The 24923-nt window shown below is 65.9% G+C and carries 17 protein-coding genes and 1 riboswitch; of the genes, 12 read left to right on the top strand and 5 right to left on the bottom strand.

Annotated elements, in window-relative coordinates; translation table 11 throughout:
• The first annotated feature begins 42 nt into the window (after positions 1-42).
• Positions 43-1518, top strand: coding sequence for an amino acid permease (locus tag HMPREF2874_RS02475; protein WP_070648834.1), 1476 nt, complete (start codon positions 43-45; stop codon positions 1516-1518).
• A gap of 141 nt (positions 1519-1659) precedes the next feature.
• Here the strand turns inward: HMPREF2874_RS02475 and HMPREF2874_RS02480 are convergent, their stop codons facing one another.
• The gene (locus tag HMPREF2874_RS02480) at positions 1660-3279 is read right to left on the bottom strand and encodes a TY-Chap domain-containing protein (protein ID WP_070648835.1); all 1620 of its coding nucleotides are present in this window, start codon (positions 3277-3279) and stop codon (positions 1660-1662) included.
• A gap of 435 nt (positions 3280-3714) precedes the next feature.
• Between HMPREF2874_RS02480 and HMPREF2874_RS02485 the strand changes: the two genes are divergently transcribed.
• A complete protein-coding gene (locus HMPREF2874_RS02485) occupies positions 3715-6207 on the top strand; it encodes a helix-hairpin-helix domain-containing protein (protein ID WP_083309821.1) in 2493 nt (830 codons plus the stop codon).
• Between the two features lie 214 nt (positions 6208-6421).
• On the opposite strand, the gene HMPREF2874_RS02490 is transcribed toward HMPREF2874_RS02485, so the two are convergent.
• Positions 6422-7258, bottom strand: coding sequence for an aldo/keto reductase (locus HMPREF2874_RS02490; RefSeq protein WP_070648836.1), 837 nt, complete (start codon positions 7256-7258; stop codon positions 6422-6424).
• Between the two features lie 154 nt (positions 7259-7412).
• Positions 7413-11489: a DEAD/DEAH box helicase gene (locus HMPREF2874_RS02495; protein WP_070648837.1), complete on the bottom strand. Its 4077-nt coding sequence runs from the start codon at positions 11487-11489 to the stop codon at positions 7413-7415.
• Between the two features lie 257 nt (positions 11490-11746).
• Positions 11747-11878, top strand: a riboswitch (SAM riboswitch).
• Positions 11879-11913: 35 nt separating this feature from the next.
• Between HMPREF2874_RS02495 and HMPREF2874_RS02500 the strand changes: the two genes are divergently transcribed.
• The 3 genes from HMPREF2874_RS02500 (at position 11914) to HMPREF2874_RS02510 (ending at position 15122) form a co-directional block, all read left to right on the top strand.
• The gene (locus tag HMPREF2874_RS02500; protein ID WP_049342913.1) at positions 11914-12141 is read left to right on the top strand and encodes a hypothetical protein; all 228 of its coding nucleotides are present in this window, start codon (positions 11914-11916) and stop codon (positions 12139-12141) included.
• A gap of 10 nt (positions 12142-12151) precedes the next feature.
• The gene (locus tag HMPREF2874_RS02505) at positions 12152-12586 is read left to right on the top strand and encodes a PIN domain-containing protein (RefSeq protein WP_070648838.1); all 435 of its coding nucleotides are present in this window, start codon (positions 12152-12154) and stop codon (positions 12584-12586) included.
• A gap of 133 nt (positions 12587-12719) precedes the next feature.
• Complete coding sequence (locus HMPREF2874_RS02510; RefSeq protein ID WP_070648839.1) at positions 12720-15122, top strand: cell division protein PerM; 2403 nt, start codon at positions 12720-12722, stop codon at positions 15120-15122.
• A 72-nt stretch (positions 15123-15194) separates the two neighbouring features.
• On the opposite strand, the gene HMPREF2874_RS02515 is transcribed toward HMPREF2874_RS02510, so the two are convergent.
• Positions 15195-15815 (bottom strand): hypothetical protein, encoded by a 621-nt coding sequence (locus HMPREF2874_RS02515; protein WP_083309822.1) that lies wholly within the window; start codon positions 15813-15815, stop codon positions 15195-15197.
• Between the two features lie 214 nt (positions 15816-16029).
• Between HMPREF2874_RS02515 and purN the strand changes: the two genes are divergently transcribed.
• The 5 genes from purN to HMPREF2874_RS02540 all read left to right on the top strand — a co-directional run bounded on the left by purN (position 16030) and on the right by HMPREF2874_RS02540 (position 21784).
• The gene (gene purN / locus HMPREF2874_RS02520) at positions 16030-16587 is read left to right on the top strand and encodes a phosphoribosylglycinamide formyltransferase (protein WP_049333074.1); all 558 of its coding nucleotides are present in this window, start codon (positions 16030-16032) and stop codon (positions 16585-16587) included.
• Between the two features lie 212 nt (positions 16588-16799).
• The gene (purH, locus tag HMPREF2874_RS02525; protein WP_070648840.1) at positions 16800-18410 is read left to right on the top strand and encodes a bifunctional phosphoribosylaminoimidazolecarboxamide formyltransferase/IMP cyclohydrolase; all 1611 of its coding nucleotides are present in this window, start codon (positions 16800-16802) and stop codon (positions 18408-18410) included.
• 203 nt (positions 18411-18613) lie between these two features.
• Complete coding sequence (locus HMPREF2874_RS02530) at positions 18614-19195, top strand: TetR/AcrR family transcriptional regulator (protein WP_049333070.1); 582 nt, start codon at positions 18614-18616, stop codon at positions 19193-19195.
• 255 nt (positions 19196-19450) lie between these two features.
• Positions 19451-20725, top strand: a complete 1275-nt coding sequence (glyA, locus tag HMPREF2874_RS02535; RefSeq protein WP_049333068.1) for a serine hydroxymethyltransferase — start codon at positions 19451-19453, stop codon at positions 20723-20725.
• A gap of 180 nt (positions 20726-20905) precedes the next feature.
• Positions 20906-21784, top strand: a complete 879-nt coding sequence (locus HMPREF2874_RS02540) for a bifunctional methylenetetrahydrofolate dehydrogenase/methenyltetrahydrofolate cyclohydrolase (protein ID WP_049333066.1) — start codon at positions 20906-20908, stop codon at positions 21782-21784.
• A gap of 144 nt (positions 21785-21928) precedes the next feature.
• Here HMPREF2874_RS02540 and HMPREF2874_RS02545 read toward each other — a convergent pair whose 3' ends face one another.
• A complete protein-coding gene (locus HMPREF2874_RS02545; RefSeq protein WP_239662789.1) occupies positions 21929-22771 on the bottom strand; it encodes a GntR family transcriptional regulator in 843 nt (280 codons plus the stop codon).
• An 82-nt stretch (positions 22772-22853) separates the two neighbouring features.
• On the opposite strand from HMPREF2874_RS02545, the gene HMPREF2874_RS02550 reads away from it, so the two are divergent.
• Together HMPREF2874_RS02550 and trpS are read left to right on the top strand one after the other, a co-directional pair.
• Entirely contained in the window at positions 22854-23729 is an 876-nt protein-coding gene (locus tag HMPREF2874_RS02550; protein WP_070648841.1) for an exodeoxyribonuclease III, read from the top strand.
• Between the two features lie 93 nt (positions 23730-23822).
• A complete protein-coding gene (gene trpS, locus HMPREF2874_RS02555; protein WP_070648842.1) occupies positions 23823-24887 on the top strand; it encodes a tryptophan--tRNA ligase in 1065 nt (354 codons plus the stop codon).
• Positions 24888-24923: the final 36 nt, after the last annotated feature.

Below are 24923 nucleotides of genomic sequence, written 5' to 3' on the forward strand. Positions count from 1 at the left end.
ACTATATGCGCTACGGGGCCTAACTGCAGAAAAGAGGACGTCGTGACTGAACATAACCAGGCCACCGTCACCCCCGAGGCTCCCGAACAGACGGAGCGCCTGCACCGTGGTCTGAGCAACCGACATATTCAGCTCATCGCCATCGGCGGTGCCATCGGCACGGGCCTGTTCATGGGCTCCGGCCGCGCTATCTCCCTAGCGGGCCCCTCCGTGATTTTCGTGTACATGCTCATCGGCGCCGTCATCTTCCTGGTGCTGCGCGCTATGGGTGAAATCCTGCTGTCGAACCTGAAGTACAAGTCCTTCTCGGACTTCACCACCGACCTGGTCGGCCCCATGGCCGGTTTCTTCCTCGGCTGGTCGTACTGGTTCATGTGGGTGGTGACCGCGGTTGCGGACATCATCGCAATCGTCGGCTACCTGCGCATGTGGTGGCCCGACCTGCAAGCCTGGATCCCGGCGCTCGCCGTCATCAGCGTGCTCCTGGTGCTGAACCTGGTCTCCGTGAAGAACTTCGGCGAAATCGAGTTCTGGTTCTCCATGATTAAGATTGTCGCCATCGTCGCCCTGATTGTGGTCGGCGGCGCCATGATTGTGATGGGCTTTACCTCGCCCACCGGCGCGCAGGCCTCGGTCGCAAACCTTTGGAACGACGGCGGCCTGTTCCCGAACCACTTCATCGGCTTCCTGGGTGCCTTCCAGATTGCCGTCTTCGCGTTCATGGGCTCCGAGCTGGTCGGTACCACCGCTGCCGAAACCCAGGACCCCGAAAAGACCCTGCCCAAGGCGATTAACGCCGTACCGGTACGTATTATGGTCTTCTACGTTGGTGCGCTCGCCATTATCCTGATGGTCACTCCCTGGCGTCTCGTCAGCCCCGATAACAGCCCCTTCGTCGCCATGTTCACCCTGGCGGGCCTGGGTATTGCCGCGCACATCATCAACTTCGTGGTGATTACCAGTGCAACCTCCTCGGCGAACTCCGGTATCTTCTCGACCTCGCGCATGGCCTTCGGCCTGGCCCGCGAGCGCAGCGCACCCCAGTTCCTGGGCAAGCTCTCGGGTAACGGCGTGCCGCGTAACGCGCTGTTCCTCTCCGCTGTGATGCTGCTGTCCTCGCTGGTGCTGCTGTACGCGGGCGATTCGATTTCGAGCGCCTTCAACCTGGTGACCACCGTGGCTGCGGTGCTCGTGATTTTCGCGTGGACCATGATTATGGTCAGCTACCTGATGTACCGCAAGAAGTTCCCCTCGCGCCACGCGAAGTCGCACTTCCGCCTGCCCGGTGGCCGTGTTGCGGCGTGGCTGACCCTGGCGTTCTTCGCCTTCACCATCGGCGTGCTGGCCATGTACGAGGAGACCCTGCACGGCCTGCTCGCCATGCCCGTGTGGTTCGCGATTCTCGGTATCGGCTGGTTCTTCAAGCGCCGCGCCGATGCACGCCGCCACGAGGCGATTTCGACCCGCACCGCACAGATTGCGATTGTGGAGGCGTCCGAAATCTTCTCGGCACGTTAGGCCACACCGGCTATCGGTGCCGGCTGCCGCAGCTGGTATCCCGCGCACGCGTAAAGCCCGCGCCCCTGCTCCTTTTCGGAGGTGGGGCGCGGGCTTTCGCTATCTTGAGAAGCCCTCGGGAAGTGCCGAGAGGGCGGGCGCTTAGATGGAAGCTGCCTCGACCTCTTCCGCCAGCGGCTCCTCGTTGTCATCGGTGCGGTAGAAATCCCAGCGCTCGCAGCCGCATCCGGAGCGCATCGCCTCAACGACGGCGGAGGCGGCCTCCTGCGGGTCGAGCGCGTGCAGGTTCCACAGCGCATGCACCGGTACCGGGTGCCTCCAGCCGTGCTCCTGCAGGAACTCCGGGTCGAAGGCGGGCAGCGCCTCGACGGTGGGTTCAAGCTCGCAGAGGAAACCGGTGGGGGAGCGGAAAACCGTCACCACGGGGGTCGGGTCGGCATCTTCCAGGCAGGCTCCGTCGAAGAAGTAGTAGGTGCTCAGGCGGCGGTTCCAGGCAAGCTGCGCGAGGCGTTCGCCGAAGACTTCCACCGTCTGCTCCCACTGGGTGCGGTGGTACGCCGCAAGGTCGGTGTGGGCGGTCTGCACCACGCCGATGCCCTGCTCGGTGAGTTCGCGGGCGCTCAGACGTGCGGGTTCTGTCGGTTCTGCCGGTTCCGCGGGAGCGCCCGCAGGGGAGCCGTCCGGGGTATCCAACTCTGCTAGTTCTGTTTCGGGGAGCTCAGCGTTAGTCAGCTCAGCGTCAGCGTTACTCAGCTCAGCGTCGAGGAGCTCAAGCTCCTCAGCGGCACTCGATTCAGCAGCGCTCGCCTCAGCGGCACCCGACTCCACGGCAGCTACGTTGGCTTCGTTTTTCGTCCACAGGCGCAGCTCGCGGGCAATCTGCGTGCGTCCGCGATGCAGGGCCGTCTGCCAGGAACCGAACTTGGCGCGTACCGCACCCAGCGGCGGCACCTGCTCAATGAGCGTGGGAATGGTAGACCAGTAGCCGTAGTTCAGCGCCGTCGGCTCGCGGTCGTAGCGGGCGCAATAGCTCAAAAACAGGCTCAGAGTCTTCGGTGCAAAATCCTCGGGTACCGCCGCGGCGTCGATATACCACTCGTTCTCGAGCGCCTCCGCCGGGTAAATGCCGGTGCGGAGCATACCCAGGGACCAGTCGCCGTCACCGAGGTAATCGTTGACCGTCTGTGCAGGGGCAGGCCACGCCGATTCGCCCTCCATGCTGGCGGCAAGCAGGGTGTACAGGCTACCGCCCTCGGTGCCGATTTCTTTCACGCCGCGCTGCCTGATGTCCTCGAGGGTCTGCGCGTAGGCTTCTTCCTCCAGCTGGGAGTAGGGGTGTGCGGCAAGGTACTTGAGCGTTGCCCCAATCTTCGCCAGAACGTGCGCAATGTCTTCATTGTTGAAGTGGCGTGCCTCCAGCGCGGACGGCAGGTCGTGAATAATATCGCAATCAAGAATCAGCGCCGCGTACTCGGGCTCTGGAGGCAGATCGTAGGCTTCCGCGAAAACGTACCAGAGGCCGCATGCGAGCACCGTGTAGCTCGGGGCGTCTGCCGTGACCGGGCCAAACTGCCAGATGCCGGAGCTCAGCGCATAGTTCAGGTACTTCTTGTTGATGTGCGGGTACAGAAAGTTGAGGCGGCGGAGAACCTGGGTAGGGGTGAACCCCAGCGCGGCGAGTTCGGCGATGAGTTCCGCGTACTCGTCGTGAAAATCTAAGTAGCCCTCCGGCGCGTTTGATAGCGCGGTGCGTTCGCGCATGGGTCCCTCTTTCCTCTGCAGGTGGGCGGCGCATCGTCGTACCGTGCCGTCGCACCCTGTATTTCTGCGAGCAGAAAAGGTCGTGCGGGCGGCCGCGCCACCCCCAATCTGCATAAAAGCGAGAAAAATTTTAAAAAATATATCCTTTTAGTTCAAAAATAGTTGAACGTTATATAGGCGTTCAAGCGGAGGGGCCGATAATCAGCTAACTAACCAAAAGATGACGCGGGCGGCGGCAGAGGCCCAAATGATGCAGAACCGCCCGTCGGCTGTACGCACTCGGGCTCTGCGGCTGGAACCGGCGCTGGAGCCGGCGGCTGAGGCCGGGCGGGGTCGATACTACCCCGGCAGGCTCGGCGGCGGCCGCGGGGATCCCGACAGCGGTCCCGGCGGCCCGGCTCCCGGAGCGTCGGCGAAGTATGCGAAACTGGAGGGATGAGCGAACACCCCCTCCCGAGCAGCATCGCGCCGCGCGGCGCATCCGCCAACGAGTCGCACCCCGAACCGAACTGTAGCCGACAGGACCGTGACGGGCGGGCCGAGCGGGCCCCCTCCTCGCACCTTGTCTCGGTACTCGCCGCAGAGCTCGGCATCGCCCCGCACCGTATCGGCGCCGCCGTGGCACTGCTCGACGCAGACAACTCCGTGCCCTTCATCGCCCGCTACCGCAAAGAAGCGACGGGCGCGCTCACCGACACCCAGCTGCGCGCCATCCAGACCCGCCTGGGTCAGCTACGCGCCCTCGAAGAGCGCCGCGCCCGCGTGCTCGAGGCGCTCACCGCGCGCGCCGACGAGGGGTTTATCGACCCGCTCACCCTGCTGCAGCTGCGTTCCTCGCTCATGAACGCCGCCACCGTCGCAGACGTGAACGCCCTCTACGCCCCCTACCGCAGCGAGCGCGTGACCCGCGCGCAGCTGGCCCGCGCCGCCGGGCTCGACTCCCTCGTTGAGGACCTGCTGGAGGTGCCCCTCGCCGACGCGCACGCCATCGCCGCCGCCTACATCACCACCGATGAGGAGATTGCGGAGGCCCGCGCGGAGGGGGATGAGACGCTGCCCATCCGCACGGCCGAGGAGGCCCTCGAGGGCGCCCGCGCGATTCTGATCGACCGCGCCCTCACCGACCCGGTGCTCGGCGAGAAGCTCTTGACCCGCCTGCGCGAGCAGGGCGTCATCGAATCCCGGGTCATTGCCGGGCACGAAAGCGACGGCGCGAAGTTCTCGGACTATTTCGCCTTCTCGGACCGTATTCGCTCCATCCCGCCGCACCGCGTGCTGGCCCTGCACCGCGCCAAGGACGCCGGCGTGGTGCGCCTGAAGGTGGACGTGGCACCCGCCCCCGCACCGCTCAGTCGCCTGCGCGGTGCCGCCCGCGTCGAGGCCGAGGCCGCAGCCGAAAACTACGAGAACGTACGTTCTACATACGAGCGTGAGGTGGCCGCCGCGCTGCGCATCCCCGTGCAGGTGCTCAACACCGTGGACGACGAGGACCGCGTGCTCGGCTGGCTCGCCGCCACCGTGCGCACCGCCTGGCGCAGCCACCTGCGCCCGCGCCTGGCTGAGCGCATCCGCCACCGCCTGCTCGATACCGCCGCGCAGAACGCGACCGAGGTGTTCGCCTCCAACCTGCGCGATATTCTGCTCGCCGCGCCCGCCGGGCACCGCCGCACCCTCGGCCTGGACCCTGGTCTGCGCCACGGCGTGAAGTACGCCGTCGTCGACGAGACGGGCGAGCCCCTGCGCACGGGCACCGTCTACCCGCACGCCCCGCGCAATCAGTGGGAGGAGGCGCTGCGCGAACTCGCCGCCGCCTGCCGCGAGGAGCACGTGGAGCTCATCGCCATCGGCAACGGCACCGCAAGCCGCGAAACCGACAGGCTTGCCAGCGAACTCATTCGCGCCCTGCGCGAGGAGGGCGTGGAAGCACCCCAGAAGGTGACCGTTTCGGAGGCGGGCGCATCCGTCTACTCCGCCTCGGCCCTGGCCGCCGCCGAGCTGCCCGACTACGACGTGACCGTGCGCGGCGCCGTCTCCATCGCGCGCCGCCTGCAGGACCCGCTCGCCGAGCTCGTCAAGATTGACCCGCAGTCCATCGGCGTGGGCCAGTACCAGCACGACGTGCCGCCGGCCGCCCTACGCCGGGCCCTCAACGACACCGTCGAAGACTGCGTGAACGCCGTGGGCGTGAACCTCAACAGCGCCTCCGTGCAGCTGCTCGCGCACGTGGCGGGCGTGGGCACCGCGACCGCCGAATGCATCGTCGCCTACCGCACCGAGCACGGCCCCTTTGCGAACCGCCGGCAGCTGCTAAACGTGCCGCGGCTGGGTGAGAAGACCTTCCGCCAGGCAGCGGGATTCATTCGTATTCGTGGCGGCGAGGAGCCTCTGGATGCCTCCGCGGTGCACCCGGAAGCCTACCCGCTCGCGCGCCGCATTATTGCCGACGCGCAGGCCCGCAACGGCGCCCGCTGGGTGTCCGGCGCTCTGGGTACCTCGGACGGTAGCGACCCGCTGGCCGGGCTGAACCCCGCCGACTACGTGCAGGAGGGCGGACAGGACGGCGCGGAGGAGGGCACTGCCGGCGTGTACACGGTGCAGGACATCTTCACCGAGCTTCGCCGCCCCGGCCTGGACCCGCGCGGCAGCTTCCGCACCGCACGCTTCTCCGAATCCGTCTCGCATTTCGAGGACGTGCGCCCCGGCATGGTGCTCGAGGGTACCGTCTCGAACGTGGCGGCCTTCGGCGCGTTCGTGGATATCGGTGTGCACCAGGACGGCCTCGTGCACATCTCGCAGATGAGCCGCGGGTTCGTGGCGAACCCGCACGACATTGTGCGTAGCGGCGACATCGTGCGGGTGCGCGTCGTGGAGGTTGACCCGGTCCGCCGCCGCATCTCCCTCTCGCTGCTGGTGGAGGACGAGAGCTAATCGTCGAAAACTGGCGGGCGGGAGTTAGTTACGAAGCGCCCGCCAGGATAGCTGATGGTTTGCCGAACAATCCAAGAACGAGCGTTCGCTAAAACCGGTCTTCGAAAGCCCGAAAAGCCGCGCCACCAGGGCACGCAAAAGCCCCGACAAGCACTATCTGTGCCTGTCGGGGCTTTATGTAGGTGCGATTCAAACTCTACACCCGCGCTACACCCTAGAAGTCGATGTTCGCCGGGTCAGCGCCAATACGACCCTCGGGGGTGGAAAGCGCATCCACGGCCGCGATGTCCTCGGCGGTCAGCTTCACGTTCACCGACGCCAGGTTCTCCTCAATGCGGGAGGGGGTCACAGACTTCGGGATAACCACGGTGCCCTTAGCCAGGTGCCACGCCAGCACAACCTGCGCGGGGGTTGCGCCGTGACGCTCCGCGATCTCAGCCAGCACGGGGTTCTGCAGCAGATCGCTGCCGTTGCCCAGCGGGCTCCACGCCTCGGTCACGATGCCATACTCGGCGTGAACGGCGCGCAGCGCCTCCTGCGAGAAGTAGGGGTGCAGCTCAATCTGGTGGATAGCCGGAACCACGCCGGTCTTCTCGATGATCTCGCGCAGCTGCTCCTCGGGGAAGTTCGACACACCAATCGAGCGGACCTTACCCTGCTTCTGCAGCTCAATCAGCGCGCGCCAGGAATCCAGATACAGGCCCTGCTGCGGCTTGGCCCAGTGAATCAGGTACAGGTCAACGTAGTCGGTGCCCAGCTTCTCCAGGGAGGCATTGAACGCCTCAAAAGCGCTCTCGTAGCCCTGGTCGGAGTTCCACAGCTTAGTGGTGAGGAAGATGTCCTCGCGAGCCACGTCGGAGTTAGCGATAGCACGGCCCACGCCCGCCTCGTTGCCGTAGATGGCGGCGGTGTCGACGTGGCGGTAGCCGGTCTCCAGGGCGGTGCCCACGACCTTCTCCGCGACCTCGTCCTCAACCTGCCACACGCCGTAGCCCAGCTGGGGGATGCTGCGGCCGTCGTTGAACTTTACGTTCGGTACGTTGTAGCTCATGATGCTCCTTCGTTTTCTGCGGGGGAGGTGAGGCCTCCGCGGGGTCTATTGGTTCTCTATGCTACGCCCGCGGCCGAGGCGAAGACGAGTCGGTTGTGCCTCGAGCTTAACGAGGCGAAGAATCATGACGAGCCGCGGCGGGGGAGAGGGACCGCTATCTTGCGTCCTTCTCATCCGGCAGCGCGAAGAGCTCGCGCACATCCTCGGCCGTGACCGCCGCGGAGGCGAACTCGCCCTCACCGACCACCGCATCGAAGAGCGCGGCCTTCGACTCCTTGAGCTGCATGACCTTCTCCTCAATCGTGCCCTCGGCGACCAGGCGGTAGACGTGCACCTCCTTGTCCTGGCCGATGCGGTGAATACGGTCCACCGCCTGCTGCTCGGCGGCGGGGTTCCACCACGGATCCATGATGAACACGTGGTCCGCCTCGGTCAGGTTCAGACCGAAACCGCCGGCCTTGAGCGAAATCAGGAACACCGGCGCGGCCCCGGCGCGGAACGCCTCGATGACCTCGGCGCGGTTGCGGGTCGAACCGTCCAGGTACAGGTGGTCGATGCCCTTCTCGCTCAGGGCCCGGGCGATGCTCTTCAGGTAACCGGTGAACTGGCTGAACACCAGCACGCGGTGCCCGCCGGCCAGCAGCTCGGGTAGCCGCTCCACCAGGTACTCGCGCTTCGCCGAGGTGACGCCCTCGTAGGCGTCCGGGTCGATGAGCGCGGCATCCAGGGCCAGGCGGCGCAGCAGCGTCAGCGACTGGAAGATCGTGAAACGGTTCTTGTCCATATCCTCCAGCAGGCCCAGAACCTTCTGGCGCTCACGCTGCAGGTGCGTGTCGTAGATGCGGCGGTGACCGGGGGCCAGCGGCAGGTTCACGCGCGTATCGTTCTTCGCCGGAAGCTCCGCCGCCACCAGCTCCTTGGTTCGGCGCAGCATGAGCGGCCGGATGCGCCGGCGCAGGCGAGCGGTCGTGGCGGCCGCGTGCGCGGGGTCCTCACCGGACTCCGCCGGGCGGGCGTACAAGTCGCGGAAGGCGCGGGCGGAGGGGAAGAGCCCGTCCGCCACAATCGCCAGCAACGCCCACAGCTCCATGAGGTTGTTCTCCAGGGGCGTGCCGGTCATGGCGATCTTGGTGCGCGCGGGCATGGCGCGGGCGATAGACCAGGCGCGGGTGCCGGTATTTTTGACGAATTGCGCCTCGTCCAGCAGGAGCGCACCCCAGCCGGGGGTGCCCGGGCCCTCCTCCGAGCCGAGCCCGGCCGCGTAGGAGACGTACGCGTCCTCGTCCATGCGCAGCAGTGTGTAGCTGGTCAGCACCAGGTGCGCCCCGGCGATGCGCTCAGCCAGCGGGGTCTTACCGGCGGTGGTTTCGGTAATGGTCACGACCTTCGCCTCGGGCAGGAAGCGTTCCGCCTCCGCCGCCCAGTTGGTGATGACAGAGGTCGGCGCAACCACGAGGAAGGGTGCGAACGGCTCGACGGGGGCCGCGGCGCGGTGCTCCTCGATGGCGTGGGCGAGCAGGGCGAGGGCCTGCACGGTCTTACCCAGGCCCATGTCGTCGGCGAGGATGCCGCCCATGCGATGCTCGTACAGGAAGGTGAGCCAGCGGTAGCCCTCCACCTGGTAGGGGCGCAGGGTGGCGCGCAGGCCCGCGGGGACCGGGTACTCTCGGTTTAGGTTCGGGCGCACCACACCCCCATTGTTGCGCTTGTCATGCGTATCGGGGCTTGCCGCGGGCTTATCCGCACCCTCTGCGGGGTTAGCTTCGCGGGCCTCGGAGGCCTCCACGAGCGCCAGCAGGGAGCGCACCTGCTCATCCCAGCGCCGGGTGGTCTGCACGCTGACCGCCAGCGATTCCAGCTCGGAGAACAGCCCGGCCTGGTGCCGGTTGATGCGCAGCTCGCCGCCCGCCTCGTCGAGCTCCCGCGCCTCCGCGATGAGGGTGCGCAGGGTCTTAAATTCGGGTCGGCGCAGCGAGAAGTAGGTGCCGTTGCCGAGCAGAATACGGTCCGCCCCGCGATCGAGCGCCTCAAAAATCTGTGCAAACGGTACAGTCCAATTGTTGACCTTCACCGCAATGCCCAGCCCGAACCAGTCGCGCGAATTGCCCTCGGTGACGGTTACCTCGATGAGCGCGTCGGTGGCTTCCACGAACTCGGGCGGGGTGCCGTTGAAACGCACCTGAACGGCGGAAATGCGGCGCAGCTTCGGCAGCACGACGCTCAGCAGCTCGCGGGTTTCCCAGCCCTCGACGCGGCGCTCTTCTAAGCTGGCCAGGGCCGGATGCGCGGCCAGCACCGAGCGCACCGAGCGTAGCACGCGGGCCTCGAAGCGCTCGTCGCGCACCTCGCCGCCCTCCTCGCCGGGGTACCCGAAGACCGGCAGGCGCTGAACGCCGGATTCGTGTTCGGCCTCGAAGGGGTTGAGGGGGTACTCCCAGTGCCAGCCCAGCTGCGCATCGTGGCGAACCTCCTCGTCGAAGGTCAGCTCGAGCACCAGGCGCGGCGGGGTGACGGCAGGCAGGGCCAGAGCCGGGTCGGGGGTGAGCGCGGGTACGGAGCGGCTGAGAGCCGGCAGAAAATCGCGCTGGAACGCGGGGCGTTCGGAGGCGGGAATCTTGACGGTTCCCGCCGAGATGAGCGCCTCGGAGGCGGCGTCGAGCGGCTCGACCAGGGGGATGAGCGCCAGCTCCACGCCCTCGGGGAGGTTCGGAACCGCGGCCTGCTCCGACTGCGCGGCCTGCTCCGGCTGCGCGGAATCCGCCGACTGCACGGTTTGCTCAGACTGCACGGTTTGCTCAGACTGCACAAAGGCGCCGCGCCCCACCTCGTCCAGCGCGCCCGGCCGGGCGGTCTTCCAGTGCACGGCCTTGGCGGCCTGCTCGTACTCCTGCTGCGCAAGCCCGCCGAGCGCGAAGAAGCCGGTGCGGGGCGTGCCCATGGGGTGGCAGTGGACGGCCGGAAGCCAAAGCTGTCGCAGAAGCTCGCCCTCGCGCCCCTCCCAGCTCAGCGCGGCCTCGAGGAGCAGACCCCCGTCCGGGTTCTCTTCGGAGTCTTCGGGCAGGGCGGCGGCGCGCAGACGCACCCGCGCGGGCGGCAGGATGGCGTACTCCACCTCGCGTCCGTTGATTAGTAGCGGCAGGCCGATTTCCTCGGCGCGTGCGAGCACATCCCAGAGCAGGGCAGAGCCCGCGGCGCTGAGCGAAATCCAGTCGCGGTGCGAGGAGTACATGTTCTGCCAGGGGCGGGCAATCGAGTAGAGCTCGGCGAAGAAACGCTCGTGCTCCGGGTAGATATCGTGGCGGCCGACCGGCCCGCCCACGCTCGAGGCGAAAGTGTCCCAGGTGAGGCCGCCCTTGACCCAGCGGCCGGTTTTGGAGCGCATGAGCGGGCGCGCGAGCAGGTTGATGGCCGGGGTCGCCCCGGGCATGTTGCGGCCGCGCGCGTAGGATCCCGAGACGCTCATCGACAGGTCGAGCGCGCCGCTGACCCGTAGCGAATCGATGCCGGAAAGGTCCTGACGTGCGGAAAGAACCGAGGAGAGATTCTTGCGCCAGGCCGAAATCTTGGAGGCGGGTGCCTCTGCCTGCAGGCTCGGGGAGGCGCCTAGCTCGTTGAGCGCAAAGCTTCCCTGGGGGTTTTCGGGCTCGACAGCCGCTGCATCGGGTGCGGGCAGTTTCGCCGCGGTGGTGAGTGCACCGGAGGCGCGCAGTGCTGCGAGCGGGTCGGCGGATTTCTTCGCCTCCGCAACGTCCGCGCTCTTTGAACCTGCGAATCCCTTTGCATCTGTCGCCACCTTCGCAGCGGTAGCCTTCGTTACGGCACCGGGTGCGCTGACCGGTCCGGGGTGTTCGCTGAGTGCCTTTTTCGCTACGGAGGCGCGGTCCAGCGCGGTGAGCATGAGCGCCACGGCGTGCTTGCAATTGCTGACGACCGGGCAGGTGCATCGGGCCGCGAAGGCGGCAGAGCCGGCGCGCGGGGGGAAGAACCGAATCGTCACCTCGTAGGGCACGAGGGTGCTTCCGTTAACGAGTCCGGTGAGGGTGCGGTTGTCCTCGTCGTAGCTGTAGCGCACGACCTCGCGGTTGCGCTGGTAGGCGGCCCCGCGCTGGTAGGTGCGGTGGCCGACCTGTCGAATGATTTGGGGTACGGTGACGGGGATTTCGGGGAAAGGATTGTTGGGCACCTGCCCATTATCTCGCATCGGGTGAGGTACCGCCCGGCGGGCGGTCATTGCCTCTCGAGCGTGCGCGCTACGAGGGTTTAACGAGGCGAATTGAACACGCTGAAAGCGGCCGCCGCGCCCCGCGCGGGATTGGTCTGCGTGCTCGCGGAGGGGTGAAAGCGAGGGGCTACCGAGGGTCAAATATTACGCGTCGAGACTGCCATGGAACGTTTGTAAACGCTTTGATAAGTAAAAATACATGTGACCTGAATCTTTTGTGAAGAACGCTTTACTTAAGGTGAGAACGTGCTGTAAGCTGGAGCCAGCTTCAAGAGTTTCGACTGATAAGCTCCGACTATGGTCGAACGCCAACCCCATGTTCACGGGTGGCTCGGATGACGAAGCGGTTTGTATTCACCACCCTCAGAGGTGGTAACCGGTACAGACAAGAGCAACGCGAAAGGATCGCGCCACTCACGGCGCAGGTTGTCACATGTACAACGGCTCTGCAACCGAAGCAGTAATCTCTCTGAACCCCTCCCGCTCCTACCAGGACAGCCTGCGTGCCGCAGCAGTTCCCGCTCGAGGCGGTTTCACCGCGGTCAGCATTGACGACTACTCCCGCATTTCTTCTAAGCGCGACGAGTTCCTGAACTTCCTTCTTCTGCCCAACCCCGAGGGTATTCCCGCCATCGAAATCGCCGGTCTGCGCGTAGCGTAGCATTAGGGGTATGAACTTTTCCGGTATGCTCCTGGACTCCGACGTTCTCGCGGAGATTCGTAAGGCGAATCCAGACCCCGCCGTGGTGGCGTTTCTGCGCCGCCGCTCGTTTCGCCACATGTACATTTCGGTGTTGAGCATTGGTGAGCTCAAAGGCCTCTACCCCTACCCCGAGACCGACCGTTGGATTACCGAGCTGCTCGAACGCTTCGGTGACCACGTCATTAACGTGGATGCGCGCGTGAGCCTCGAGTGGGCGGGCCGCCAGGCCCCGCGCGGTCAGCACGCGGTGGGGCGCGACGGCGCCGGCCCCCTCCCCACGGCCGCCCTGGAGGGGCTGATGGCCGCGAGCGCAAGCGCCTACGATCTGGAGCTGGTCTCCTCGAAGGCGCAGGTGTACCGTTCCTGGGGCGTGAATGCATCCAACCCCTGGACCGATCACTAGGGGTGCCGCAAAGATTCCCGCCGAGGGACTAACCCAAAAACTGACGCGACGTGCAAAAACCTGTCTTCGAGGGCCATCACCGGCCCTTCCGGAGGCGGGTTTCGTCGTTAATTCGTGGCATCATGGAAGGACGATGAAAAGCACCTCACCTATCTCCCGCTATTCCGTGCCCATGCCCCTGTGGCTTCAGGGCGTCGTTGAGCTGATTCTAACCGCCCTGATGTCCGGCGTCCTGGTGGTGGCCGCTATGGCTGCCGTGTGGGCGACGAACGGTTTTGGCGGCACGGAGTTCTCGTCGGTGGCCGCAATGTCGGCCCACCTGTGGCTCCTGATTCACGGCGTTCCCCTGGACCTCTCGGCTGTCTTTGGCGCCTCCGCGGGCACCATGACCCTGGTGCCGCTGGGCCTGAGTATTCTGCCGCTGCTATTTTGCTACCGTTCCGGTCGCAGGCTGGCGCGCGCCTCGTACGAGGGGGAGTTCCTCATTCCGGTGCTCTCGGGCTCGGTGACCTACGCGCTGATTTGTTCGGCGGTGTACGGTTGGGCGAGCCCGAGCCCGAAGCCGCTGCAGGTGTTGAACGCCGCGCTGGTGCCGCTGGGTATCGTGGTGGTCGGCCTGATGTGGGGCGGCTACCGTGAGGCGCGTTCGCTCTCGCGCATGGTGGGTGTTGATACGGCGGAGCAGATTTCGCAGATGAGCCAGTACTCGCGTTGGGCCGGGTCCTACGCGTGGGCTGTGGTGCGTGCGGCGGTGGTTGCCGCGGTGGCCTTTGTGGGCCTGGGCGCGCTGCTGCTGGCCCTGGGTATTCTGGGCGGTTGGTCGCAAGTGGTGGCCACCTATCAGGAGCTGCACGCGGGTGCGGTGGGTGATACCGCTGTGACGCTGCTGCAGCTGGGCTTCCTGCCCAACCTGGTGATTTACGCGATGGCCTGGTCGACCGGTGCCGGTTTCGCCTTTGGCGCGGGTACCTCGATTGGCCTGACGAGTAGCAATGCCGGGTCCCTGCCGATGCTGCCGATCCTGGGTGCGGTTCCTGAGTCTCTGGGAAGCGCCGGCCTGCTGGGTCTGCTGGTTCCGGTGGCCGCCGGCGCGATTGCCGGTTGGTGGTTCCTGCGTGAGGGTGAGGATCACCTGGACGAGTGGGTCGCCCTGAAGGTGCCGTTCCGTCCGCTTTCGGCCCTGCTGTCCTCGCTTGCGCTGGGCATGCTGACCGGTTTGCTGACTTCTCTGGCCGCCCTGTGGCTGGGCTGGATTTCCTACGGCTCGTTGGGCGTCGGCCGCTTCACCGAGGTGGGTGCCGAGCCGCTGAGCTTTGCGGGCCACACGGCTCTGTGGGTGGGGCTCGGCGTGGCTCTGGGTAACCTGCTCAGCCGCGCCCTGGTGCCCGATAGCAGCCGCGATCTGCCGCGATTTGCCGATGAGCGTCCGAACCTGGGCGAGCGCCTGATGAGCCTTGGTGCTTCCGCGAAGGAGCGCCTGGCTCAGCGTCGCGCGGAGCGTGCGGCCGAGCGTGAGGAACGCCGAGCTGCCGAGGCTGAGCGTCGCGAGGCGGAGGAAGCTGAGGAAGCCAAGCGCCGGGAGGAGGAAGCTCGCAAGGCAGAATCCAAGCGCAAGGCCGAGGCCGAGCGTCGCGCCCGTGAGGAGGCTGAGGAAGCCAAGCGCCGCGAGGAAGAAGCCGAGCGCAAGGCCGCCGAAGATTCCCGAAAGAGCGAGCCGAGCTCCGAGGCTTCTGAGAACGAGGACTCCGAGCACGGGGACTCTGAGAACGAGGATTCACAGGAGCCCTCCGAGGCGCACACGATTGTGGACGAGGTGGCCACCGGCCACGTGCCGGTGCATCCGCAGGAGCCTGTGCACGCCTACCCCCTGGAGGCTTCCGACCCCGTGGCCGAGCGCGCCCTGGCGGATGCGCTCGCCGAGGTCGTTCCCGACGAGGACCTGCCCGAGCCGGTGGAATCCGACCTCTCCATCCCCGAGTTTATGAACCCCGAGCCCGTGAGCGCCGCGTCCGAGGCCGGTTCTGAGAACGAGAAGAAGGCGGCCCCGAAGTCCGCGGAAATCTCGAAGTCTTCCGCGAAGACCGCGGGGGAAGGCCCCGCCGAACCCGAGGACGCCTCCGAAAGCGCCGAGCCCGCTCGCCCGCGAGGCCGTGCCGGGCGCATCATGGCGTACTTCGGTTTCGGCGTTCAGCCCGCCGAAGGCTCCGAGGATGCCGCTCCCGACCGTTCGGGGCACGAAGCCTCCGAGGCCCCGGAGGCCGAGCCCTCCGCGGCGGAACAGCGCGCCCGCAAGCGCCGCGAGAAGAAGGCGGCCAAGAGCGAGCGCAAGGCGCAGAAGAAGGCCGGGGGAGAGCGTGACTTCATGGAACGCGAGCTGGAGGTGCTCTCCGCCGACCAGGCCATGAACCGTATCTTTGGCGTGCGCGCCCAGACCGGCATCCTGCCGCTTCTGACCGACGAGGCCTCCACCGTGGAGCTGCCCCCGCTGCCGACCGGGGAAGAGGCTACCGGCTCGCAGGCCCCGAAGAAGAAATAGTTCGAAAAATAGCACGAAACCCGCGCGAGGATGACTCGCGCGGGTTTCGTGCTGTGTGCGCTCCGGCCGCCGCTAACGGGAGGAGGCCCCTGCCGTGCTGCCGGTGCCCGCGAAGCTGTCCATGCTGTTCTGGAGCATCTGGTCGCAGGTGTACATATCGGTGCCGGTCAGCGCGGCCGTGCGGCACTCGCGGTACTCCTGCATCCCCGGCATGACGGCCAGACCGATTCCGCCGATCACGGTCATGAGGCTGTAGAGGATGCTGAGGGAGGCGGCAACGTAGAAGATCCAGGGGCCGCGCGCGCTCGCGGTGCGCACGATGGCCCAGACGTTCAGCCCCAGGCCCACCAGCGCGAAGAGGAAAAGGCCCAGGAAGTAGGGCATGGGAGAGAGCACGAAGGAGGACGCCCCGAAGATGAGCAGCGCGGAGACCACGAGAACCATGGCCGCGCGGAGCAGGATGCGCTGGCGCTGTAGCGGGTCCATCGGCGGCTTGCCGGGGTTTCCGCCGGGCTGATGCGCGCCCGGCGCGCCGGGGTACTGTGCGCCGGGGTGCTGTCCGCTGTACCTGCCGGGGGTCGGCGGCCCCTGGTGCTGTCCCTGCTGCGGGTTGGAGGCGGGGCTCTGCGGCTGAGCCTGCTGCTGAGGGTTGCGGGGCTGGTCGTTCGGGGTGTTCGGCGGGGGAGTAGACATAGCTTTAAGGGTACCGTCCCTCCGGGGGTGGGGCCCGCCGCGCCGCCGTTCGTTCGCCTTCCGCGTCCGGACTCTGGAGCCCTCCGCTCTTCCGACCGTCCCGACCTACCGAGCGCTTCCGCAATACCTTCTCCCGTTTACGCGGGCGACCGTCTCTCCGAGCTCCCGCAACGCATGTGAGATGGGCTATACTGGTTGGGTGCGAATTGTGGTTATGGTATCCGGATCCGGAACGAATCTTCAGTCCATTCTCGACGCCGTAGCGGCGGGCGAGCTTCCCCTCGACATTGCGGCTGTTGGCGCCGACAAGCCCTGCCTGGGCATCGAACGCGCCCAGGCCGCCGGCGTGCCCACCTTCCTGGTGCAGCCCGGCGACTACGCAGACCGCCCGGCGTGGAACCGCGCCCTCGAAGAGAAGATCGCCTCCTACGAGCCCGATTACATCGTGTTCGCCGGCTTCATGCGCATCGTGGATGCTCAGCTGGTCGAGCGCTTCAGCAATCGCATTATCAACACCCACCCCGCCCTGCTGCCCTCCTTCCCGGGCGCGCACGGCGTGCGTGACGCCCTGGCCCACGGCGTGAAGATTACCGGCCTGACCGTGCACTTCGTCGACGCCGGCGTTGATACCGGCCCCATCCTGGCGCAGGCCGCCGTGCCCGTGCTCGACGGCGATACCGAAGAAACTCTGCACGAACGCATCAAGGTGCAGGAGCGCCGCCTGCTCGTGCAGACCATCGCCGACCTCGCGCAGAAGCACTCTGCCGCATAAGTTTTTCATACGGCGGGTGGAGCGCACGCTCCGATTCCCCGCCCGTACAGACGTACCGTCGCGCCCCACCGCCCGAGTGGGGGCACCCCGTGCCCGGCGCGACGGCGGGGGTAAACCCCACCCGCACATCCCGCCCACCGGGGCGGACTCACATCCATCCACCAGCCGTGCCGCCGCATGTGCCGGGCACGGTGCAAAGTATCGGAGTATTTGTGTCTCTTATTGAGCTCGATCGCGTGCCCCTGCGCCGCGCCCTCATTTCTGTCTACGACAAGACCGGCCTGGAGGATTTCGCCCGCGGTCTGCACGAGGCCGGCGTGGCCCTGGTGTCCACCGGTTCGACCGCGGCGACCATTGCGGCCGCAGGCGTTCCCGTCACCGAGGTGACCGAGGTGACCGGCTTCCCCGAGTGCCTCGAGGGCCGTGTGAAGACCCTGCACCCGCGCATCCACGCCGGTATCCTGGCTGACCGCCGCAAGCAGGAGCACATCGACACCCTCGGCGAACTGGACGTCGAGCCCTTCGATCTGGTCGTCGTGAACCTGTACCCCTTCGTCGAGACCGTGGCTTCGGGTGCGGATCAGGACGCCATCATTGAGAAGATCGACATTGGCGGCCCCTCCATGGTTCGCGCAGCTGCAAAGAACCACGATGCCGTCGCAATTGTTGTGGACCCCGCCGACTACGCACGCACGGTTGAGGCCGCTAAGAACGGTGGCTTCTCGCTGGAGGAGCGCCGCCGCCTGGCCGCTGGCGCATTCGCCCACACCGCCGCCTACGACACCGCCGTGGCTACCTGGACCGCATCCCAGTTCCTGCAGGACGAGGACGCCAACTTCTGGCCCCCGTACGCCGGCCTGGGCTTCGAGCGCAGCGAGACCCTGCGCTACGGCGAGAACCCGCACCAGCGCGCCGCCCTGTACGTCAACCCGGCGGCCGCCCCCGGCATTGCACAGGCCGAGCAGCTGCACGGCAAGGCCATGAGCTACAACAACTACGTTGACGCCGACGCCGCCCTGCGCGCCGCCTACGACTTCGATGAGCCGGCTGTTGCCGTCATCAAGCACAACAACCCCTGTGGTATCGCCGTGGCAACCCCCGGTGCGGCCGATCCGATTGCGGATGCTCACGCGAAGGCTCACGCCTGCGACCCGCTGTCCGCATACGGTGGCGTGATTGCCGCTAACCGCCCGGTGACCGCTGAAATGGCACGTACCGTCAAGGGCATCTTCACCGAGGTTGTCGTGGCCCCCGGCTACGAGCCCGAGGCCCTGGAGATTCTGCGCGAGAAGAAGAACCTGCGCCTGCTGGTTCTGCCCGAGGGCTTTAGCCGTGACACCATCGAGTACCGCCCCATCTCCGGCGGCGCGCTCTTCCAGGAGGCCGACCGCCTGCAGGCTGAGGGCGACGACCCGAAGAACTGGACCCTGGTTGCCGGCGAGCCCGCCGACGAGGCCACCCTGCGCGACCTCGAATTCGCGTGGCGTGCACTGCGCTCGCCCAAGTCGAACGCCATTCTGCTGGCCGATAACGGCGCCGCAGTGGGCATCGGCATGGGCCAGGTGAACCGCGTGGACTCCTGCAAGCTGTCCGTTGAGCGTGCGAACACCCTCGGCGGCGAGGGTAACGAGCGTGCCCGCGGTGCGGTTGCCGCATCCGATGCGTTCTTCCCCTTCGCTGACGGCCTGCAGGTTCTGCTGGACGCCGGCGTGCGTGCCGTTGTGCACCCGGGCGGTTCGATCCGTGATGAGGAAGTTATCGAGGCCGCTAAGGCTGCCGGCGTGACCATGTACCTGACCGGTACCCGCCACTTCTTCCACTAAGATTTTGCGGCTACGCGTACCGCCGCGGCCGGTTACGGCTGGGCGGGCGTGAGCGCGTGAGTGAGGCGGGGTGCCCCGGATTTTCGGGGCACCCCGCCTTTTTATGGAATTTTTATTCTATTTTTTGCGTTTTGGGGCTCCACAGCTCGGAAGGTGCGCCCGGAAGGCGCGCGGAGCGCCAAAAAATTCGCTAGGATTAGGTTGTGCCTAAAGTCAGCGAAGAATACAAAAAGAACAGGCGTTCTCAGATTGTAGAGACCGCCCGCGAGTGTTTCATCAAGCACGGCTACCAGAAGGCCTCAATGAGCGAGATCATCGCCGCCACCGGCCTGTCTGCTGGAGCCATCTACAATCACTTCTCCTCCAAGGATGAGATTATCCTCGCCGCCGCGCGCATGGACCTGGCTCCCTTCGACCGCATCCGCGCCGAGCAGCCCTGGGACTACGTGTTCGGGTGCCTGAAGGTGCTGGACACCCCCAAGGTGCGCCGTCACCTGCTGGTGACCTGGGGTGAGGCGGTCTCCATGCCGCAGCTGGGTGCCGTGGTTTCCGAGCAGCTAACCTACCTGCGCGATCAGGCCCTGGAGCGCTACCGCGCCTGGGGCGCCGCTGAACTGGACTTCACCGATGAGGAGCTCGAGGAATGGCTGACCGTCATCGGCGCGGCTGTGCTCTCTGTGCTGACCGGTTACGTGGTGCAGACCCAGCTGGTGGCCGGCGGTAAGAAGGATAGCGCCCGCGAGGCCTACCTGGAGTACGCCTCCGCCATCCTGCGCCAGGCTTAGGACTCACCGACCTGCGCCGCCTTGCCGATAGGCCCACCGGGGCGTGTCAAGCGTCCCGCGCCGGTACCATACCGGCGCCGTAAAACTTCATCATGATGCATCCCAAAGCCCGTTTTCCTTCTCGAAGGAGAACGGGCTTTACGGTATTATGAGGTGTAGCTCATATTTTTTCATTCAGGGTTTTCAGCCGCAGACACTGCCGCAACCCCGATGACGAGCCACCGAAGATACCGTAAAAACACTCCCAGGAGCGTAATGACCGAGCAGAAGATCCTCGAGATGCCCCTCGCCGACCTCGACCCCGAGGTAGCAGAAGCCATTGAGCTGGAGCGCAAGCGCCAGCAGAACACCCTCGAGATGATTGCATCCGAGAACTTTGTCCCCCGCGCTGTGATGCAGAGCCAGGGCTCGGTGCTGACCAACAAGTACGCTGAGGGATACCCCGGCCGCCGCTACTACGGCGGCTGCGAGTACGTCGATATCGTTGAGGACCTCGCCATTGCCCGTGTGAAGGAGCTCTTCGGCGCGGAGCACGCGAACGTACAGCCCCACTCCGGCGCGCAGGCGAACAACGCCGTCATGCACGCGCTGCTGAACCCCGGCGACACCATCATGGGTCTGTCCCTGGCGCACGGTGGCCACCTGACCCACGGTATGAAGCTGAACGTCTCCGGCAAGCTGTACAACGTTGTCGCCTACAGCGTGGACGAGAACGGCTACGTTGACATGGAGCAGGTGCGCGAGCTGGCCCTGGCCGAGCGCCCCAAGCTGATTATCGCCGGCTGGTCCGCGTACCCCCGCCAGCTGGACTTCGCCGCATTCCGCGCGATTGCCGACGAAATCGGCGCGTACCTGTGGGTGGACATGGCACACTTCGCGGGCCTGGTGGCTGCGGGTCTGCACCCGAACCCCGTCCCGCACGCACACGTGGTGTCCTCCACCGTACACAAGACCCTGGGCGGCCCCCGCTCGGGCTTCATCCTCTGCACCGAGGAGCTGAAGAAGAAGATTGACTCTGCCGTGTTCCCCGGCCAGCAGGGCGGCCCGCTCATGCACGTGATTGCCGCGAAGGCTACCGCGTTCAAGATTGCCGCATCCGAGGGCTTCAAGGAGCGTCAGAAGCGCACCATTGAGGGCGCGCAGATCCTGGCGAAGCGCCTGCTGGAGCAGGACGTGAAGGACGCCGGTGTTTCGATTGCCTCCGGCGGCACCGACGTTCACCTGGTGCTCGTCGACCTGCGCCACCACGCGCTCAACGGCAAGGAGGCGGAGGACCTGCTGCACGACGCCGGCATCACCGTCAACCGTAACGCCGTGCCGAACGACCCGCGCCCGCCGATGGTGACCTCCGGTCTGCGCATCGGCACCTCCGCGCTGGCAACCCGCGGCTTCGACGCCGAGGGCTTCACCGAGGTGGCTGACATCATCGCCTCCGTGCTACTACCGAACCCGGACATCGCGGCCCTGCGCGCTCGCGTGGATGCACTCTGCGCCAAGTACCCCCTCTACCAGGGCAGCGAGAACTGGTAGACCCGTGAATGACCCCGTTCGCTCAGCATCCCTTCGTGGGTGCTGAGCGGGCGGGGTTATTTCGCCCTCAGCCCGCCGTCCCGGACCCGCTCTATCGGTGAGGCGCTGCGGGACCCCAAGAACCCAACACATAGACCGTCCGTTTCGGCGAACCCGCCGCAATCTATGGAAGGAAAAACAATGCCCCAGATTCTAGACGGTAACGCAACCGCTGCCGCCATCAAGGCGGAGCTGAAGGAGCGCGTCGAGGCGCTGAAGGCTAAGGGCATCACCCCCGGCCTGGGCACCGTCCTGGTCGGTGACGACCCGGCATCCCGCTCCTACGTGGGCGCTAAGCACCGCGACTGCGCGGAGATCGGTATTAACTCCATCCGCGTGGACCTGCCCGGCGATATCACCCAGGAGGAGCTCGACGCTGAGATTGACAAGCTGAACAACGATCCGGCCTGCACCAGCTACATTGTGCAGCTGCCCCTGCCCAAGCACCTGGACACCAACCGCGTGCTCGAGCGCATCGCCCCCGAGAAGGACGCCGACGGCCTGCACCCGACCAACCTCGGCAAGCTTGTGCTGAACGTTTCGGAGCCGCTGGATTCCCCGCTGCCCTGCACCCCGAACGGCGTGATTGAGCTCGTCAAGCGCCACGGCATCGACTGGAACGGCAAGAACGTGGTGGTGCTCGGCCGCGGTATTACCGTGGGCCGCCCGCTGGGTCTGCTGCTGACCCGCCGCGAGGTGAACGCCACCGCAACCCTGGCTCATACCGGCACCCAGAACCTCGACGAGGTGCTGCGCGAGGCCGACGTCATTGTCGCCGCTGTGGGCGTGCCCCACGTGCTGAAGGCTCACCAGGTCAAGGAGGGCGCAATCCTGCTGGACGTGGGTGTTTCCCGCGCCGAGGACCCCGAGACCGGCAAGAAGAAGCTCTTCGGCGACGTCTCACCCGAGGCCGCCGAGAAGGCCTCGTGGGTGTCCCCGAACCCCGGTGGCGTGGGTCCGATGACCCGCGCCGAGCTGCTGGTGAACGTGGTGGAGACCGCGGAGCGTCAAGCCGCGTAGGTCCCCGCGACGTTCGCATAGACCCGTAACGAAAGACCCGTAACGAAAGACCCGTAGCGAAAGGGCGGTGCCCCGGTAGAGCAATCTACCGGGGCACCGCCCTTTCGCGCGTCTCGTGCGGCCTCCTGTCTCAGGGGAGAGGCGCTAGAGAAGCAGCTCGTAAAAGTAGTGGTCCGAGAGGTACAGGGTCTCAGCGTATTCGACCGGCGTTCCCTCCTTGGTGTAGCCGGTGACGCACACCTTGAAGGCGGCCTCGCCCACGGGAACCTGCTGGTTGAAGGCCTCGGTATCGGCATCAGTGAAGAGGGCCGCGCTCGTGCGTACGCGGGCGTGCTTAATGGCGTTGGGGGTGTCGGCCAGCTGATCCAGGGAGCTGGAGGAACCCGAGAGGCCGGCCATCATGGAGTCCAGGATGCTGCTGGCGGCTTCCTTGACAAAGTAGGAACGCTCGAAGCCGATGACCTCGTGGTTGGCCAGGCGCAGACGGCGCACGAAGAGGACCGACTCGCCCACGGGAACGGATAGTCGGGTCGAAATCTCCTCGGTGGCATCCACCCAGCGGGTCGCAATCATGCGGGTCGAGCCTTCGAACCCGCGGCGGCGCATATCGTCGGCGAAGGTGTCCACGCGCGGGATGTACGTGGCTTCGCTGCGTTCGGCCACGTAGGTGCCGGACCCCTGCACGTTGTAGAGCAGGCCGCGCTCGATGAGGACCTTCAGGGCGCTACGCACCGTCTGGCGGCTCACGCCGAAGTTCTGCTGAATCGTGCGCTCGGTCGGGAGCTTATCGCCGGGCTTACCCGGAATGATGTAGCGCTGCTCGAGGTAGTGAATCACCTGCTCGTACTTGGGTCCCGGAATCGGCGGCAGCTCATAGGTCTGGCTACCGTTGGGGGAAGTACTCGGGGAGGCCTGATCTGCGGCCTGAGCATCGGTGGAGAGCGAGTGGGCGGTGGGTTCGGGGGTATGTGAGGAGTGTGAATTCATCACCCAACATTTTAACCATCTGTGAAAGAAAAATGAATCACGGTGAATTTTTACTTCCGCGCATGCTGGCATAATTAAGACTATGCATTCTTCGATTCCTCCCGTTCCGCGTGAGCCCGGTCTGCTCCGCGTGGCGAGCGTCAACGTCAACGGCATCCGCGCCGCCTACCGCAAGAACATGGCCGACTGGCTGGCTGAGCGAGACATCGACATCCTCTGCCTGCAGGAGGTTCGCGCGCCCGACGCCATCGTGCGTGAGCTCCTCGATGAGTCGCAGTGGAATATTCTGCACGCCGAGGCCGCCGCTAAGGGCCGCGCGGGCGTGCTGGTGGCTACCCGCCGCACCCCGAACTCTGTCGGTGAGCTGCTGAAGGATCAGCCCGTGGCCACCCGCTCCACCATCGGCGAGGAGTACTTTGATGACTCGGGGCGCTGGGTTGAGGCCGACTACGTTCTGCCGAACGGGCAGACCCTGACCGTGGTGAGCGCGTACGTGCACTCCGGCGAGGTCGGCACCCAGAAGCAGGAAGATAAGTACCGCTTCCTGGAGCGTATGCTGGTGCGTATGCCCGAGCTGGCCGAGCACTCCGATCACGTGCTCATCGTGGGTGACCTGAACGTGGGCCACACCGAACTGGATATCAAGAATTGGAAGGCCAACCAGAAGCGTGCGGGTTTCCTGCCCGAGGAACGCGCCTATTTCGACCGCTTCTTTGGCGATATCGGTTACCGCGACGTGGCGCGCGATCTGGCCGGTCAGGTGCCCGGCCCCTACACCTGGTGGTCCTACCGCGGCAAGGCCTTCGATAACGACGCCGGCTGGCGCATCGACTACCAGATGGCGACCCCGGCCTGGGCCGAGCGCGCCGTGCAGGCGCAGGTTGATCGCGCCGCCACCTACGAGGAGCGCTTCAGCGACCACGCGCCGCTGGTGGTGGACTACCGCATCGACGGCTAGAGCCTCGCGCCACCGCGCCCCGAACATAAGTTTTGAGATACACGCTGCACCGTTCGCAGCACCGCACAGGAAGTAACTGCACAGGAAATAACTATGGCAGACGAAAAGAAGCAGGATAAGTCCCTCATCCCGAACGCCTCCCAGCAGAAGACGCGTATCTTCTCTGGTGCCCAGCCCTCGGCCGATTCGATGCACCTGGGTAACTACATTGGCGCCGTGAACAACTGGGTGGCCCTGCAGAACGACCCGAATAACGAATGTCTGTTCTTTATTCCGGATATGCACGCCATCACCGTTCCGCAGGATCCCGAGGAGCTGCGCGAACGCACTCGCCTGACCGCGGCGCAGTACATCGCCTCCGGCATCGACCCGTCCCGCGCGCCCCTGTTCGTGCAGTCGCACGTGCCCGAGCACGCCCAGCTGGCCTGGGTTCTGAACTGCTTCACCGGCTTCGGCGAGGCCTCCCGCATGACCCAGTTCAAGGACAAGTCGCAGAAGCAGGGCGCCGATAAGGCCTCGGTTGGTCTGTTCACCTACCCGATTCTCATGGCCGCCGACATTCTGCTCTACCAGGCGGACGGCGTGCCCGTGGGCGAGGACCAGCGCCAGCACCTCGAACTGACCCGCAACCTGGCCCAGCGCTTCAACTCCCGCTTCGGCGAAACCTTCGTGGTGCCCGAGCCGGTCATCCTGAAGGAAACCGCGAAGATTTACGACCTGCAGGAACCTACCTCGAAGATGTCCAAGTCGGCGGCATCCGACAAGGGCCTCATCAAGCTGCTGGACACCCCCAAGGTTACCCAGAAGAAGATTAAGTCCGCCGTGACCGACGACGGCTCCGTCATCGCCTACGACCGCGAGGCCAAGCCCGGCGTGTCCAACCTGCTCTCCATCTACTCGGCCATGACCGGCGAGAGCATCGACGAGATTGTGGCACGCTACGAGGGCAAGATGTACGGCCACCTGAAGGTCGACCTGGCCGATATCGTGGTGGACCGCCTGGCTCCGGTGCGCGAGCGCACCCTCGAGCTGATGGACGACCCCGCCGAGCTGGACCGCCTGCTGGCCGTGGGCGCCTCCGCCGCCCGCGAGATCGCCGCCGCCACGATCGAAAACGTCTACAAGAAGGTCGGCTTCCTGCCCTCGGTGAGCATCTAGCTACCGGGCGCTTATCAATTCCTCATCTTCAACGAA

Origin of the sequence: Rothia sp. HMSC068F09 (genome assembly GCF_001812775.1) — a bacterium.
GTDB lineage: Bacteria > Actinomycetota > Actinomycetes > Actinomycetales > Micrococcaceae > Rothia > Rothia mucilaginosa_A.